We start from the raw sequence: 16,324 nt of genomic DNA, 5'->3' as shown, positions 1-16,324 counted from the left end.
GCCGGCTGAGCTGGCCCCGACTCATCCCTCGTCGGGGTCTTGGCTATCGATCATCTCTCCGGCCAGTGCTCCCTCGAGCACGCGTGCGAACGACTCCTGCGCGTGCTGCCAGGTGAACTGGTGGCTCATGTGGTTGGCGCCCTCGCCGAGTCGACCTCGCTCCGCGTCGTCGGACAGCAGACGGTCGATCGCCGCGGTGAACGCATCCTGGTCGGTGACGAGCAGGCCGGAGCGGCCGTCGGCGATCGACTCGCGCGTGCCGCCCGCTGCGGCGTACGCCACCGTGGGTGTGCGGTGCATGCCCGCCTCGCCGATCACCAGCCCCCAGCCCTCCTTGAGCGAGGGCAGGGCAAGCAGCCACGACTGCTCGTAGATCTCGTGCTTGCGGCGCTCGTCGACATGACCCTCGAAGACGACCGTCTCCCCAGCCCCGCGGGCAGCCGCGTACTCGTGCAGCTCGGCCTCCCACCAGCCGCTGCCCACCACGTACAGGCGCAGACCGGGGTGGCGCTCGCGCAGCGCGACCGCAGCGTCGATGGCGTGCTCGACCTGCTTGTGGGGGACCAGCCGGCCGACCACCGCGATGCTCGGGTGCACGCTCTTGCCGACACCAACCGGGACGACCGGGTCGGTCCCGTTGTGGACCACGGCGATCCGGCCACGGTCGACGCCGAGGCCCACCAGCTCCTGTCGCGTCGCGCTCGAGACGGCGACGTACTGGCAGGCGCGGTAGAGCCACGGTGCGAGCCGGCGCTCTATCCACCACCCGACCCGCCCGCTGAGCCCGGGGTAGACGACCGGCCACTGCTCGCGGTGCACGTGATGCACCAGGACCACGACCGGCTTGCGGGTCGCGACGCGGGTGAAGAACGGCAGGCCGTTCTGAACGTCGACGACCGCGTCCACCCTGCCGAGCTCGCGGCGCAGCAGCGCCCGGACGCCTCCGACGTAAACTGTGAGCTTGGAGCCACGGCGCACGAAGCGGATGCCGTCGACGACTTCGTCCGGCGGCGCGGCCGCGTGGGCAGCGCACAGGATTGTCACCTTCGCCCCACGGTCGACGAGCCCACCCGCGACCTTCTCGAGGTAGCGCTCGGCGCCTCCGCCCTCGGGATTGTGGGTGTCGCGCCAGCTGAAGAAGGCGATGTGGCGCCCGGCGAGATCGTGGTGATGAGTCATGTCAGGGGAACCCTACCGCCGAGTCACTTGTCGGATAGGGTCTCCGGATGCTGACGAGGACCCGCCCGTGGAAGGCCGACCTCGCCCGCTCGGTGCACCTCTTTCGGGAGTTCCGCCACGAGCAGTCGGACCCGGCCCGCTTCTACTCCGCCCTCGCCCTCGACTCGGTCCAGCAGGTCTCGCAGTATCACGACCTCGACGGCCAGCTCCTGCTCGACGTGGGTGGCGGGCCAGGTTACTTCCGCGACGCGTTCCGCGCGGCCGGCGCCGCCTACCTCGCGCTCGACTCCGACGTCGGCGAGCTCGCCGGCGCGGGCGACATCGGTGCCGGCACCGTGGTCGGCAGCGGGATGGAGCTGCCCTTCCGCACCGCCTCGGTGGACGTCTGCTACTCCTCCAACGTGCTCGAGCACGTCCCGGACCCGTGGCGGATGGCGGAGGAGATGGTGCGCGTCACCCGTCCCGGTGGGCTCGTCTTCATCAGCTACACGACGTGGTTCGGCCCCTGGGGCGGGCACGAGACCTCGCCGTGGCACTTCCTCGGCGGACGTCGGGCCCGCCGCCGGTACGTCGCGACGCACGGACACGAGCCGAAGAACAAGTTCGGCGAGTCGTTGTTCGCTGTCACCGTCGCGGACGGCCTGCGGTGGGCGCGCCGGCAGGATCAGGCGCGCGTCGTCCACCTCCTGCCGCGGTACAACCCCTGGTGGAGCCGGTGGCTGCTCCGCGTGCCAGCGGTGCGGGAGGTGGTGACGTGGAACCTCGTGCTGGTGTTGCAGAAGAACGGAGCCCCATGAGCCACGCGGACATTCGTGCCCGCGCCATCGTGGACATCGCCACCAGGCCGTTCAGGTCGAGCCACGGAGTCCTCCTCGCCGGCGCGCTGATGATCACCGCGCAACTCGCTTACCGCGCGTGGGCGCTCTACGGCGGCTACTTCCTGATCGACGACTTCGGGTTCCTGGCCAAGGCGGTCACCAGTGATCTTGACTCAGACTTCCTCTTCACGCCCTACGGTGATCACCTCCAGCCCCTGGGGTTCCTCATCGTCTGGATCGTCGGACACTCGGAGCCGTACGACTGGGTCCTCGCGAGCTCGATCACGCTCGTCATCCAGGCCATGGCGAGCACCGCCTGCTTTGCATTCCTGGTGCGGCTGGCGGGGCGCACTTGGAGGGTTCTGATCCCCCTGGGCTTCTACCTCTTTGCGGTCGTCACGCTCCCGGGCTTCATGTGGTGGGCCGCCGCCATCGTCCAGGTGCCGCTCCAGCTGGCGGCCTTCCTGGCACTGACCGCGCACCTGGAGCACCTCCGCACCAGGCAGACCCGCTGGATCGCGATGACCTCTGCAGCTCTGCTGCTCGGCATGATGTGCGACGTCAAGATCGTCTTCGTCGGGATCGCGATGCTGTTCATGTCGCTCTACCTCAACGACGGCCACGGGGTACGCGGACGCGTGCAGGATGTCCTCGCACAATGGCGGGCGTGGGTCAGCTACGGGCTTCTCTTCGTCGGTTACGTGGGGGTGTACCTCAACCTCAACCCCGCGGGCGATCGCGGCCTGGTCGCGCCCGGCGCGATCTTCGACACCATGGTGCGCTTCGTCCTCGGCCCGCTCTTTCTCGGCGGACCATGGAGGTGGGGGAGCGTGGGCGATGCGCCGCTGCCGGCCCCGGCTCCCCCGGAGTGGGCCGTCACGCTCACCTGGGTCGTGGTCGCGACGTTGGTCGTGCACGTCGTACGTAGGCGCCGGCCGGCCTCCGCCGCGCTGGTGCTGCTGCTGGTCGCCGTCACCGCCAACACGGTTATGGTGTCGCTCGCCCGAGGGGAGATCTTCCGTGGTGCCGCCGCGCTGGAGGTCCGCTACCTCGGTGACCTGGCGCCGATCCTAGTCCTGGTGGTCGCGTTCGTCGCCGTCCCGCTGGAACCCCGGAGACCGCCGCGGCACGAGCTGGGAGCCACTTCTGCGCCGGACGCGGTGCCGTCCTCCCGACCCCGCGTGGCCCTCATCGGGCTGGCGTTCGCCCTCGTCCTGGGCGGGGCGATGGTGTCAAGCACCCAGTACGTCCTCAACTGGCACGCGAGCTACCCCGCTCGCACCTTCTTTGAGAACGTCGTGGCGCAGGCCGAGGATCGCCAGCTCATGCTCCTCGACCAGCAGATCCCGCTCACCGTCATCCCACGGGACGGACCGACGGGCTTCGAGGTCCCGTCCCAGGTGTTCACCCCGCTGGGGGACCGCGTTGTGGCTGGGATGCGGATGAACGATCCCGAGGTCCTCGACCCAAACGGCATCGCCTACCCGGCCTCTGTGCAGCCGCGACGGGTGTCGACGCCTGGCCCGGTGGAGGGCTGCGGCTACCGCGTCGGTCGCACGTCCCGGTCGATCACCCTTGGAGCCGTCCCCGGGGCGGAGCCCGTCGGTGACTTCTGGTGGGCCTCGATCGGGTACCTCGCCAACAGGGACGGCGTGGCGACCTTGTCGTTCAATGGCGTCTCCACGGACATGGAGGTACGCCGCGGGCTCCACGACTTCTTCTTCCTCGGTTCCGGCCCGGCGGACGAGGTGACTCTCACGTCACGCTCGGACATCATCCTGTGTGTCGACAACGTCCGCGTCGGTACGCTGGCGCCGTTGGAAGGGGTGGACGTGCCATGAGTGCCGAACCAACGACCGAGGCCGTCGCGGCAGCCAGCGCCGTCGAGACCGCTCGGGTCGTCCCCGCCCTCGACAGCGTGCGCGCGGTCGGCGCCCTGATGGTCCTCGTCACGCACGTTGCGTTCTGGACGGGCAGCTACGACTTCGACCTTTGGGGCACGTTCCTGTCGCGGCTGGACTCCGGCGTCGCGCTCTTCTTCGTGCTGTCCGGGTTCCTGCTCTCGCGTCCCTTCATCCTGCGTCGACGGATCGACCGCCCCGCACCGTCGTTGCGCGGCTACCTGTGGAAGCGCGCCGTGCGGGTGCTCCCCGTCTACTGGATCGTGGCGGTCCTTGCCCTGGTCTTCGTGGAGAAGAACGCCGACGCAGGACCGACGGAGTGGCTCCGCGCCATGACGCTGACCGATATCTACGTGGCCGACATGGTCCCCGCGGGCATCACTCAGACCTGGAGCCTGGCCACCGAGGTCGCCTTCTACGTCGCGCTCCCGGCACTGATGTTCGTGTGGAGCCGGGCGACCGGCGGGCGTCGCTCGGACGCAGCCGTCGTCGCCCTGACCGGCCTGGCCCTCGTGGTGTCGGTGCTCTGGATCGTCGAGGTGTCGCCATCGCTCGCCAACGCGGCTCCGCTGCACCACCAGTGGTTGCCGACGTTCCTGCTGTGGTTCGCGATCGGGATCGCGCTCGCGCACGTGCACGTGCACCACGTCGAGCACCCGGCCGACGACGACGGGCGCGACCTGCTGGGCTGGATCCCCGTCCTGGGGCGTCAGCCGGGCGTGTCTCTCGTCATCGCCGCGGCCGTCCTCCTCGTGGCCTCCACCCCGATCGTCGGCCCGCCAGTGCTGCTCCCGGCCACCGACCTGCAGATCGCGACCAAGGCGGTGCTCTACGCCGTGCTCGGCGGGCTGGTCGTGCTCGCCGCCCTGTACGCCCCCGCGAACGGTGCGTTCGCCCGCGTGCTGTCTCACCCGGCCCTGCGGCACCTCGGGCACATCTCGTACGGCGTGTTCTGCGTCCACGTGCTGGTCCTCCACCTCGTGACCTACGTCCTCGGCTGGGAGCAGTTCGCGGGAGGGTTCCTGCGGCACCTGTGCGTGACCCTCGCGGTGAGCCTCGTGCTGGCGGAGATTCTCTACCGGCTCGTCGAGCGACCGCTGTCGCGCCTCAAGCCGCGTGGCGCCACCAGCGCCGAGCCGAGCAGTGCGAGCGGGACCACCAGCAGGAGCTGAGTGAACGCGTAGCTCCCGCCCCAGTCGGCGGTGCCACCCCACGGGTGGAACGAGTTCCAGATCCCGACGACCGCGAGCGGCGTGGTCCCGGCGAGGACGGCCAGGTCGACGCTGTGGCTCGCGAGGAAGAGTAGGGCCAGCAGGCTCACCCCCACCAGGGCGAAGCCCGCCCAGTCGGCGACGAGCCCGCCTGCGAGCACGACTCCTGTCGCAGTCACTGCTCCGGCCAGCCGGCCTGGTCCCACGGGGCGGTCGGAGGTCCGGTCCGGCCGACGTCGTGACCAGAAGAGGTGGAGCAGGACACTGCCCAGGAGCAGCGCGCCGCCGAGCGCGAGACCACCGCGGTAGACGCCGTCCGGCGCGAACGAGACGTCCGTCGAGCGGCTGCCGCTCGGCAGCCGAAACCCTTGCTGCCATCCGTCGATGGTCACGGGTGCGGCGTCGTCGTTCCCCGAGCGCGCCGTCCAGCCCCGGTTGACGTTGCGGCGCAGGACGAGCAGGTCGCCGGACGCGAGGGTGTAGGTGTCGTCGGCGACCTCGACCGTGCGCGGCGGCGCCGGTTCAGAAGCTCCTCCCTCGCGCGTGAGGACGAGCGACACCGGACGGAACGCAGGGGTCGCCCCGAGCTCGATCCGGGTGGAGCCTCCAGCGAGGCTCAGTTCGTCGGTGCCGCAAAGCCTGGCCGCGACGGCCCGGCCGAGGTGCAGGTCCAGGGGCGCGGCCCCCACCGCGGTCCGGATGGTGTCGCCGTCGACCGTGAGGTCCGGGCCTGAGCCGCAGCCGTAGTCGACCTCGGCCGTGCCGACCGAGATGGTGGCGAAGGCCGAACCGTTGAAGCGGAGCTCGCTGATGCCGACGCCGAGCGGCGACCCGGGGCCGTCGGAGTCGAGGTTGCCGCCCTCGGTGGCCTGGTCGACCAGGATCGAGAGCGAGGCAGTGCGGAAGGGCTCGAGCGTCGCGACGCCGTCATTGGACACGCGCACCGACTGGGACCCGCCGGGGTAGGTCACCGTGATCCGCTCGACGCGTCGCGCGGGTGCGTCCGGGTCCAGCAGGAGGTCGATGGAGCGCACCGTGCGCATGCGCAGCCAGCGGAGGTTGAGGGACGGGGCGGCATCGGTCCACGACGAGATCCAGGTGGTGCCGGGGTTGCCGTCGACGGCGGCCACCGCGCTCGAGACCGAGGCGCCGGAGTTGGCCCGCGACGAGGCCTCGACGGTCACCAGTTGGCCGTCCTGGAGCAGCTCCGGAACGGCGTCCCCTGCCCGGGGCGCGACCATGATCCGCGGCTCATAGACCCCCGGACTGGGGAGGTCGAGGATCCGGTGCAGTCCGGAAGCCTCCTCGCCCTCGTCGAGGACCTGCGGGCGACACCGGATGCTCTGGTCCAGCTGGACGCAGCCGGTGCTCAGGTCGGCGTGCGCCGAGAGCGAGATGACGTCGGGCACGCCCCAGTCTGCTGGCACCGACGGGGGGCGCAGCCACCGGGTCACCGACAGGCCGGGCACCTCGAGCTCGGCGATGGAGAGCTGCCGGCCCTTGCGCAGCTCGGCGTCCTCCACCTGAATCCACGAGGTCGGGCCGGCAGGCAGCGGGATCGTCGCCGTGTCACCGGCTCCCATCACCACGGCCTCGCCGACGCCGGCCTCCGTGCGGACGCGTACGTCCGACAGGGTGCCTGGAACCTCGCCGAGCGTGAGGCGGATCGAGCCGGTGCTCAGCTGGTCCTCGAGATCGAGCCGGAGGTAGGGCGCCTCGCCGATGTCGGATCGCGAGACCCAGGCCGTGTGCGGATCCCCGTCGACCGCGGCGTAGGGGAGCCGCCCCGTCCTGGCCCCTCCGATGGTGTCGGCATCTGCCTCCGAGGAGGACGCCACGAGATCGGCCACACCCTCGTACTCGGCGCGGGTGAACCACTGCGCGTCGGCGGTGACCTCGTAGTCGCGTCGGCCCTCGATGGCGTCGGCCTCCCGGGTGGTCAGGGTGGCCGACGTCCCGTCATGCATGTTGGCGAAGTAGCGCTCGCGCAGCCGCATGCCGTCGGTCAGCACGAGCGGCCCGGAGGACTGGTCGTCCTCGCTGACGTCGTAGCCGAGGACGGTCGGCTCGTCCGCGATGACGCCGTCCTCACTGAGGTCCAGGAGACTCTCGGGATCGCCGATAACACGCGTCGTCCCGGTGGTGGAGACGGCCGGCGAGGTCATGCCCGAAACCTCGAAGACCTCGATGGCCGCGTAGGAGTCCTGCCAACCCTGGTTGATCGCGACCTCGACCCCCTCGCGTTCGATCTTCGGCTCCCCGCCCACGACGGGCCCGAAGGCCTCGACCAGCTCGACCCCGGGTGTCGAGGCCAGGGCCTGGTGGACCAGCACCGGATCCACTACGTCGCTCGAGCGCTCGAGGTCGTTGCGGACCAGCAGGAACCGTACGCCGAGGCGACGCAGGTAGTCGGTCAGTCCCGCCGATCCCCGGCCCTGGTGGAATCGCTCCTCCAGTGCGTCGAGGGCGCGGATGTTGGCGACCGGAGCGAGCGGGATGGTATTGCGCACCGCCCACGGAGCCCGCGCGAGGGGCTGGATCGGCTCGTCCTGCGTCGTGCCCCAGATGTACGCGCCGAAGTCCGAGCCCGGGAGGAGGAGCGTTCGCGCCTCTGGGTCGCGCTCCGCGACCCAGGCGGCGGCGTCGCTCCAGTAGTCGGGGACCTCGCGGAACGAGTCGCCCGGTGCGAGCCGGCCCGTCCAGGCCGGCTGGGCGGCTCCGGCGACCGCGATCACGGCGAGACCGACGACGGCCAGGTGCCGGATGCGGAACGACAGCCTTCGCGAGACCGACTCGTCCACGCTGGCCCTTGCGTCGCGCCAGGCCGAGATCAGCCTGTCGACCAGGTGGGCCAGGCCCAGCACCAACGGAACCCGGATCACCGGGTCGAACTTGTGCACGTTGCGCAGGGGAGCCAGCACACCGTCGAGCCACTCCTTCTGCTCGGCGGCGAACCAGCCCGGGAAGCCCCCGGTGTGCCCGAAGGTGACCATCAGCAGGCCGACGAGCAGTCCGGCAACCGCGAACACCCGGTGCGGGTTGTCCCGGCGGGCGAGGCCCACGAACCCGAGCACGAGCACGACGGTGCTGTGCTGGATGAGCAGCGGCGTGGTGATGAGGTCGGCACCGGCGCGCCAGCGCGGCTCGAGGTAAGGTACCCAAGCGCTGGTTCCGCGCAGGGCATCGAAGAGCGTGGTGGGGTAGGTGGTCAGGGCCGCGGTCTCGATGTAATCCAGGAACGGCGGGCTGTAGGCCCCCAGCACGAATAGGGGAATCAACCACCACAGGCAGCCGGTCAGCGTGAAGACGGGCCACCACACCATCAGGGCTCGTCGTCGTGGCCCGGGCTCCCTCGTCAGCAGCCACACCACGCCGAGGGGGATCACGGCGAAGGTCGCGGCGGCGTTGACGCCGCCGACCATCGCGACGCCGAGACCAGCAGCGAGGGCGTGGCGGCGCGCCGAGCCCTGGCGCGACCCGAGCACCAGGGCGAGCAGGACCCACGGTGCCATCGCCGAAGGCCAGGCCTCGATCGAGATCGGTCCCACCGTCGTGAGCATGCGCGGCGAGAGGGCGTAAGCCAGGCCGCCGAGGATGACGGCGAAGTCGTCTTTGACGCCCAGTGCGCGCAGCAGCCGGGCGCAGCCGACGAAGGCCGCCACGAGGACGAGCGCCAGCCACAGCCGCTGCACCACCCACCCCGGCATGTCGAGGAGGTGCCCGACCCAGAAGAAGGGGCCCATCGGCCACAGGTAGCCGTAGGCCTGGTTGCCGACCTGGCCGAAGGCGCCGATTGGGTCCCACATGGACAACGCCTTGACCAGCATGCCGCCGGGGTCGACAACGAGGTCGAGCTTGGTGTCGGCGGTCTGGGCGCCGGGGCTCTGCGCGAACGCGAGGCCGACCAGGGCCGCGCAGGTGGCGACCAGCCGGAGGGCCAGGCGCCTGCCGTCGCCCTCGGGCCGCGCGGGTGCCTCGGGTGGGGTGCCGCCTTCACCCATGGTCGACCGGGCGCAGGCGACGAGACATGGGCGGGACCTTATAACGGTGCGTCGGGGTCTGGCCTACTCCTGGACGGGTCATGCGTACAGGCCTGCGACGACGACCACCAACCACGTCGCGGCCATGACTTGGAGCATGCCATCTTTGAGCGCTATCTCCTCCGGCTCGCCGGCCGTGCCCGCGTCCACGTCCACCCCATACCGGAGCACCGCTACCACGAACGGTGCGATGGAGATCTCGGACCACGGGAAGGACGCGTCGGGGGACATTTCGAACGCCCACAGGCTGTAGCTCATGATCAGCAGGGCCGCCGCGGTCGTCCAGACGAACCGGAGGTAGCTCATGGAGTAGCCGTTGAGCGAACGCCGGGTCTCCGCACGCCCCTCACCGACCAGCTGCGCCTCGGCGTACCGCTTGCCAGCAGCCATGTAAAGGGCTCCGAAGGAGGCGACGAGCAGGAACCACTGCGAGAGGGGGATGTCGTTGGCCACGCCGCCGGCCACCGCGCGCAGGACGAAGCCGAGGGCGATCGTCGCGATGTCGATCACGGGCTCGTGCTTCAATGCCCACGAGTAGGCGAGGTTGATCACGCAGTAGGACGCCAGGACGAGACCGAGTTCCCACGACAGCGCTGCGCCCAGGCCGACGGCGGCGAGCAGGAGCAGCACTGCGGCGGCGCCGGCCGTGCGGGACGAGAGGTGCCCTGCCGCCAGTGGGCGGTGGCGCTTCAGCGGGTGGGCGCGGTCCTCCACGAGGTCGCTCACGTCGTTGAGCAGGTAGACGCCCGAGGACGCCATCGAGAACAGCAGCACCGTCACGAGGCTGCGCCATAGCGTGCCCGGGTCGGTAAGCTGGCCGGCAAACACGGGGGCCGCCAGAACGACGACGTTCTTGATCCACTGCCGCGGTCGCAGCGCCGCCAGGAGGGGGAGACGAGGTCGGGGCCGATCCTGGGTGGCTCGGTCGTCGCTCGGGGTCACGCCGCGCACCCTACCGAGCGCAACGCCCTTCCGAGGCCCTGACCGGGGAGACGGCAGGAGTTCGAAACAGGATGCGCGGACCCACCGCAAGACGAGTTTCGCGATGCGCGACACGGGTCGCCTACTTGCTGGTAGCCTGCGGCGACTCGCTCGTTCCTGGGAGGAAATCCGTCGTGCGCAGAATCATTGGCTGGGTGCTGCTGGCACTCGGGACCTTCTTGGTCGTCATCGGCCTCATGGCCGCCCTCTGGGCCCCCGGACAGGTCAAGCGGACGCCGCTCGACACCAACAGCGTCACCAAGCTGTCGGGCAACGCCGACAAGCTCAACCCCGGCACCGGCGAGGTCGAGAACATCGACATCCAGGCGACCAGCATCACCAAGGCCGACACGGAGTACTCCGACGACGACGTCATCGTCTTCGAGAACACCCTGTGTCTGGTGATCGACGACGGCAGCGGCAACGTTCCCGACTGTGTCCCGGCGGACGACCCGCAGGAGCGGCTCGTGACCGCGTCGACCGACGTGTTCGCCACTGACCGCCGCGACGCCACCGCGGTCAACGACGCCGCCTACGTCCCGCCCAGCGCCGAGGAGAAGGAGGGCCTGGTCAACAAGTGGCCCTTCGACGCGAAGAAGGAGACGTACCCCTACTGGGACGGGATCCTCGGTGAGGCGGTCGACGCCGAGTACGACGGCACGGAGACCATCGACGGGCTCGAGACCTACCGCTACCACGTCTTGGTCGAGGAGCAGTCGGCGGAGGTGCTCGACGACGTGGACGGCATCTACTCGCAGGACAAGTACATCTGGATCGACCCCGTCACCGGCTCGATCGTCAACCAGACCCAGGACGAAGTGCGGGAGCTCGCCGACGGGTCGACGCTGCTCGACATGCAGCTCGCGTTCACGGACGAGCAGGTGCAGGCCAACGTTGAGGACGCGAAGGACAACGGCAGCACGCTCGATCTCCTGACCGGGACGGTTCCTCTCGTGGGCGTCATCGGCGGCATCGTCTGCCTCCTGGTCGGGGCGTTCCTCCTGTTCGCCGGACGTGGCCGAAGGGCCGAGGCGGCCTGAGGCTCGTCGTCCAGCGACGCAGGTCTTCACAGGATGACTGAGATCTCGACGGTCGATGCCAGCGACGTCCAGTGGTACGCCGATGCCTTCGACCGCGTGGCGAGCAACGTCGAGTCGGCCGTGCTCGGCAAGAGGCATGTGGTCCGTCTCGCCCTGACCTGCCTCGTGTCCGGTGGTCACCTGCTCCTCGAGGATCTGCCCGGCACGGGCAAGACGATGCTGGCCAGGGCGCTGGCCAAGTCCCTCGATTGCTCGTTCGCGCGCATTCAGTTCACCCCCGACCTGCTGCCTTCCGACGTCACCGGCGTCACCGTCTACGAGCAGGCGCGGGGCGAGTTTTCCTTCCACCGCGGTCCGATCTTCCACAGCCTGGTGCTGGCGGACGAGATCAACCGAGCATCACCCAAGACGCAATCGGCGCTGCTGGAAGTCATGGAGGAGGGCCACGTCACGGTCGACGGCAACACCCATGACGTGGGTCGCCCCTTCATGGTGATCGCCACGCAGAACCCCATCGAGCAGGCCGGTACCTACCAGCTGCCCGAGGCCCAGCTCGACCGGTTCCTCATGCGCACGAGCGTCGGCCACCCCGATGCCGAGTCGACCGAGGCGCTGCTCGCCGAGTCGCGCATTCGCGACCGTGCCGCCGGGCTCCTGCCGGTGGTCAAGGGGCACGAAATCGAGCAGATGGGTCAGCTCGCTGACATGGTCCACGTCGACCGTGCGGTGATCGGTTACGTGCGCCGCCTCGCCGAGGCCTCGCGCGAGGTTCCCGAGGTGAGGATCGGGCTGTCCACCCGCGGCTGTCTGGCGTGGATCCGCGCTGCCAAGGCGTGGGCACTGGCCGAGGGCCGCGGCCACGTGGTGCCCGAGGACGTCGCCACGCTCGGCCATCCTGTGCTGGGCCACCGGCTGCTGATGGAGTCCGGAGCCGCGTTCGCTGGCACGACGTCCGCAGACGTCATCGAGGGTCTGCTCGCGCAGGTGCCGGTTCCCCGCGACCGCGCGTGAGTCCCGTGCGCCGGTCGACGTGGGCGGCTCCGCTGCGGTGGCTCACGCCGCTCGGCCGCGGCGTGCTGCTGCTGGGCGTGCTCGGTACCGGTCTCGGCTCTTGGCTCCACTGGCAAGAGTTCACCCAGCTCTCGGCGCTTGCCGCGGCGATCCTGCTGCTCGGGCTCCTCTGGCAACTGCTCCCCGGCGCGCCCGTGGCACGGCTGCGGCTGCGCCAGCAGCGCGCCGTGGAGGGGACGCCCGCGCCGAGCGTCGAGGTCGAGGTTCAAGCCGGCACGGCGCCGATGCTGTTCCCCCGGCTCGTGGTCCCCGCGGGCAGCGCGACGGTCCAGCTACGGCTGCCCTCGCTGCGCCCGTTCGCGCGCCACACAGAGGCCGCCGTCCCGCTGCCCGGCCTGCCTCGAGGGGTGCACAGGGTGGGCCCGGTGGTCTTTGAGAGGACCGATCCCGTCGGGGTGATCAGCCGGCCGATCGAGACCAGTGAGAGCGTGCTGCTGCGCGTCTCGCCCGTGGTCACCGACCTCCCCGTCTTCGCCGGTGGCCTCGCCAACGACCTCGACGGCGCCACCAGCCAACAACTCTCGATGAGCGACCTCGCCTTCCATGCGCTGCGCGAGTACGTCGCCGGCGACGACCTGCGCCACGTGCACTGGCGCTCCTCGGCCAAGGCGGGCGAGCTGCTTGTCCGGCAGTTTCACGAGTCGCGACGCGGCCACATCACCGTGCTGGTCGACCCTGCCGCCGCGTCGTACCCACGCCGGCGCGACTTCGAGCTGGCCGTGTCGGTGGCCACCTCGGTCGCCTTGCGCGCGGTGCGGGACGACTTTGACACCTACTTGCGGTGCGGCTTCCACCTCGCCCGCGGACGAGAGGCACTGGCGATGACCGACGTCGCCTGCCTGTTCGTCCTCGACGACGCATCCGGTGCCGTTGCGGACTACCTCGCGCAGGCCGCGGACGCGGCCGAGACCATGGGTGGCACGGGTCTGGTCGTCCAAGTGACGGGCGCGGCGCGCGACCTCATCGAGCTGGACCGGGCGGCCGCGAGCTTCGGGCTCGGGGCGGATTGGCTGGTGGTGCGGGCCGACAGCTCGGCGCAGGCCCGCGTGCGCGACGACCGAGCACTGCGCGAGATGATCGTCCCCGACTTACCGCGGTTGCAGGCGCTGATGGCGCGGGGCATGCGATGAGGCGAGGTGCGTGGCTCGACGCCACGGTGGTCGTCGTGGTGATGGGCGTGTTGCTCTCGATCCTCGATGATACCTTCGCCAACCGCTCCTACCTGGTCGCCGGCCTCGTCCCGGTCGTAGCGCTGGTGGCTCTCGCACTGGGGGTCCGCAATGTCCCGGAGGGCGGCTGGCTGTACGCCCTCGCCGGCCTCGTCGTGTTCTCGCCGCTGGGCGCGCTCGCCGCGCTGCGGGAGCCGGGGCCCTACCTGCTGCCGACGCTCGACGCGATGGGCGGCCTGCTCGCCGACAGCATCGGCGCCCCGGTGACGCTCGTGAGCACGGTGCCCCCCGTCGATCCGACGGGCGAGGTGATGCTCGTGCCCTACATGATCGGCTTCCTCGCGACCTTCCCCGCCGCCTGGCTGGCCATCGGGACGGCCCGCCCGCTCGCACCTGCTGTCCCGCTGGCGCTCGGCCTCGCCGCGACCATCCCGGTCGGGGTGCTGGTCCCCACGCTCCTAGTGCCGCGCGGCATCGTGGTGGCGATCGTGCTGGTCGCGTGGGGCGCCGTCCGTGCCCGACGCCGCGAGCCCATTGTGGGGGCGGCAAGCGGGACCGCTGCGAGCACGGTCACGGCGGTCGTCATCATCGCGGTCCTCGCCTGCTTGGTCAGCCTCCTGGTGCCCGACGAGGACACGACCGACCGGGTGCTGCTGCGCGGCGACGACGTGACGCCCCTGGTGGCGGATGCCAGCCTGACAATGCCCTCCACCGAGCAGGCGCGCTACCGCGTCCTGATGAAGGCCGTCGGCGTCCCGGAGGGCCGACGACTCCGCTTCGCGGTCCTCGACGTCTATGACGGGCGGGAGTGGGTAGCGGGGGAGGAGTCGCCCGGGTCCGAGGGCTACGGGACATTCAAGAGGATCGGTAGCGAGGTCTCGCCGCTACACCTGGGGCGCACGGTCGTGGTGCGGGTGCGGATGCAGCCGGGCTACGACGCGGACTGGCTGCCCCTGCTTGGGGAGCTCACCAGCATCGACCTCGGCTGGAACCCCGGACGCACCGCGGTCTCGGACCTGCGCTACAACCAGGCGACGGGAACCGCGCTCGTCCTCGGTGGCGTCGACCCGCGGGACGCCTACTCTTTCGAGTCGGTGCTTGACGAGGACGACACCTTCACGAGGCGCGACGCGACCCGGGAACCCTCCGACGACCAGAGGCAGCCGCTGGGCGTTGCGCTGGACGAGGCCCTGGAGCCGTTCGCGCGCTCCGAGCTGCTGCCGCTCGAGCGCGTGCTGCTGCTCGCCCGCTACCTCCGCGCGAACGGGACGACCCGCAAGGGCATCGACGCTGCCCAGGCCCCCGACGACCTAGTGCGGCTGATGGACCCGCGGCGCATGACCGGGACCGGCTACGAGTTCACCACCCTCATGGCGCTCGGCTCCTCGCGTCTGGGTGTGCCCGCGCGCGTGGTCACCGGCGCCCCCGTCGACCGGCGCGACCTCGTCTACAACATTGACGTCGAGTCGTGGGTCGAGCTGCAGTTCGCTGACGGCACGTGGCGGCCCCTCTACCCCGAACGCTACCTCGGCTCGCGTAGCGCCGCACCCGGGTCCGAGAGCGACGAGCTGGCGCCCGCGGAGGACTTCGTGGAGGATCAGCTCGCTGCGGCCGCCGACGGCAAGGACCGCGAGATCCGACCGCCGCGCGGCTCCACGAACCCGGACGGCACGGCCACGCCCGACCGACCCGCGTGGCAACTGACCGCGGCTGCCGCCGGCGCGCTCGTCTGGCTCGGCGTTCTGGCGCTCCTACAGGTGCCGGTGGTCAAGGCTGTGCGCCGGCGCCGCCGACAGCGCGCGACCTCGTGGTCGCTGCGCTGGGTAGGGGCGTGGCAGGAGGTCCTCGACGTCGCCCGCGACCGCGGCACGCCAGTCCCCGAGGGTTGGAGCCGGGTCATGCAGGCGACGGCGCTCGGAGCGGGGATCGATCTCGCGCGGCGCGCCGACGCCGCGGTGTTCGCTCCCGGCACGACCGACGACAACGCCGAGCAGTTCTGGCAAGAGTGCCAACGGCTGTGCAACGAGCTGCTCACCGCGGTCGCCCGCCCGCGGAGGTGGTGGGCGCACCTCAACCCGGCCTCGCTGGTGGCCGGGTGGGCCCGGCGAAGCGCCGGACGCGCTCACCCGCCTAACGGGGACCTCACAGCGGGAGGCGCCTGAAGACCGGGCGTGGCAGGTGCCGTAGCGCCGACATGACGTACCTCATGCGGGCGGGCACCCAGACCTGCTCGCGCCTGGCGGCCACGGCCTGCCGCACGGCCTCGGCGACCTCGTCGGGGGTGGTCGCCAGGGGGGCGGGGTCCAGACCCCTGGTCATCCTGGAAACCACGAAGCCGGGACGCACCACCAGCACGCGGCCGCCATGCTGCCGCAGCGCCTCGCCCAAGCCCGTGTAGAAGGCGTCGAACCCGGCCTTGGTGGAGCCATAGACGAAGTTCGAGCGGCGCGGGCGCTCACCAGCAACGCTCGAGAGGGCGACGATCATCCCGTGCCCCTGCTGCCTGATGCGCGCGCCGAGCTCCACACCGACGGTGACCGCGGCCGTGTAGTTGACGCTCACCATCTCCTCCGCGACCGACGCGTCCTGCCAGGCCACCTCGTTGTCGCTGAGGACGCCGAACGCGATCACGGACAGGTCGACGTCGCCACCCTCCCACGCGCGGTCGACGACCTCCCGGTGGCCCTGCGTCTGCTCGGCGTGAAAGTCGATGGTGCGTACGCCCGCCCCGGAGGCAGCCAGCAGGTCGTGCGCCGCGTCACGGCGCGGACCCGGGCGCGCCGCCAACACGACCTCGGTGGCGCCGGGCCGAACGAAGGCTCGGGCGATCGCGAGCGCGATGTCTGACGTGCCGCCCAGCAGCAGCACCTTCTGGGGGCGCCCGGTGGCGTCGATCATCAGGTGGGGATCCTTC

11 protein-coding genes are annotated in these 16,324 nt (G+C 70.7%); 7 read left to right on the top strand and 4 right to left on the bottom strand.

What is annotated here, in order from left to right; genetic code table 11:
- Positions 1-21: 21 nt before the first annotated feature.
- Complete coding sequence (locus ACFQW6_RS05265) at positions 22-1,179, bottom strand: glycosyltransferase family 4 protein (protein ID WP_378542005.1); 1,158 nt, start codon at positions 1,177-1,179, stop codon at positions 22-24.
- Positions 1,180-1,226: 47 nt separating this feature from the next.
- On the opposite strand from ACFQW6_RS05265, the gene ACFQW6_RS05260 reads away from it, so the two are divergent.
- From ACFQW6_RS05260 to ACFQW6_RS05250, 3 genes are read left to right on the top strand one after another with little or no spacing between them, the layout of a single operon-like run.
- A complete protein-coding gene (locus ACFQW6_RS05260; RefSeq protein ID WP_378542003.1) occupies positions 1,227-1,976 on the top strand; it encodes a class I SAM-dependent methyltransferase in 750 nt (249 codons plus the stop codon).
- Positions 1,973-3,838 carry a hypothetical protein gene (locus ACFQW6_RS05255; RefSeq protein WP_378542001.1) on the top strand — a complete coding sequence of 622 codons (1,866 nt, stop codon included), beginning with the start codon at positions 1,973-1,975 and terminating at the stop codon, positions 3,836-3,838. Before ACFQW6_RS05260 ends, ACFQW6_RS05255 begins: the two co-directional genes overlap by 4 nt.
- Positions 3,835-5,070, top strand: a complete 1,236-nt coding sequence (locus ACFQW6_RS05250) for an acyltransferase family protein (protein ID WP_378541999.1) — start codon at positions 3,835-3,837, stop codon at positions 5,068-5,070. The genes ACFQW6_RS05255 and ACFQW6_RS05250 overlap by 4 nt, the downstream gene beginning before the upstream one ends.
- Here the strand turns inward: ACFQW6_RS05250 and ACFQW6_RS05245 are convergent.
- A complete protein-coding gene (locus ACFQW6_RS05245) occupies positions 4,974-9,110 on the bottom strand; it encodes a DUF3367 domain-containing protein (RefSeq protein ID WP_378541997.1) in 4,137 nt (1,378 codons plus the stop codon). The two genes, ACFQW6_RS05250 and ACFQW6_RS05245, sit on opposite strands and share 97 nt — an antisense overlap.
- A gap of 78 nt (positions 9,111-9,188) precedes the next feature.
- Positions 9,189-10,091 carry a decaprenyl-phosphate phosphoribosyltransferase gene (locus ACFQW6_RS05240; protein WP_378541995.1) on the bottom strand — a complete coding sequence of 301 codons (903 nt, stop codon included), beginning with the start codon at positions 10,089-10,091 and terminating at the stop codon, positions 9,189-9,191.
- Positions 10,092-10,264: 173 nt separating this feature from the next.
- Here ACFQW6_RS05240 and ACFQW6_RS05235 point away from each other — a divergent pair, with 173 nt between their 5' ends.
- Genes ACFQW6_RS05235 through ACFQW6_RS05220 form a run of 4 tightly spaced genes read left to right on the top strand, consistent with a single transcriptional unit; the run spans position 10,265 to position 15,572 of the window.
- Positions 10,265-11,170 carry a DUF3068 domain-containing protein gene (locus ACFQW6_RS05235; protein WP_378541993.1) on the top strand — a complete coding sequence of 302 codons (906 nt, stop codon included), beginning with the start codon at positions 10,265-10,267 and terminating at the stop codon, positions 11,168-11,170.
- A gap of 33 nt (positions 11,171-11,203) precedes the next feature.
- Entirely contained in the window at positions 11,204-12,181 is a 978-nt protein-coding gene (locus ACFQW6_RS05230; protein WP_378541991.1) for an AAA family ATPase, read from the top strand.
- The gene (locus ACFQW6_RS05225; RefSeq protein WP_378541989.1) at positions 12,178-13,371 is read left to right on the top strand and encodes a DUF58 domain-containing protein; all 1,194 of its coding nucleotides are present in this window, start codon (positions 12,178-12,180) and stop codon (positions 13,369-13,371) included. Before ACFQW6_RS05230 ends, ACFQW6_RS05225 begins: the two co-directional genes overlap by 4 nt.
- Entirely contained in the window at positions 13,368-15,572 is a 2,205-nt protein-coding gene (locus tag ACFQW6_RS05220; RefSeq protein WP_378541986.1) for a transglutaminaseTgpA domain-containing protein, read from the top strand. The genes ACFQW6_RS05225 and ACFQW6_RS05220 overlap by 4 nt, the downstream gene beginning before the upstream one ends.
- Here ACFQW6_RS05220 and ACFQW6_RS05215 read toward each other — a convergent pair.
- Positions 15,553-16,308 carry a decaprenylphospho-beta-D-erythro-pentofuranosid-2-ulose 2-reductase gene (locus ACFQW6_RS05215; RefSeq protein ID WP_378541984.1) on the bottom strand — a complete coding sequence of 252 codons (756 nt, stop codon included), beginning with the start codon at positions 16,306-16,308 and terminating at the stop codon, positions 15,553-15,555. The genes ACFQW6_RS05220 and ACFQW6_RS05215 overlap by 20 nt on opposite strands.
- Positions 16,309-16,324: the final 16 nt, after the last annotated feature.

This window comes from Nocardioides sp. GCM10028917, assembly GCF_042666175.1.
Taxonomy (GTDB): Bacteria; Actinomycetota; Actinomycetes; order Propionibacteriales; family Nocardioidaceae; genus Nocardioides.
This window is presented reverse-complemented; position numbering and strand designations above follow the sequence as displayed.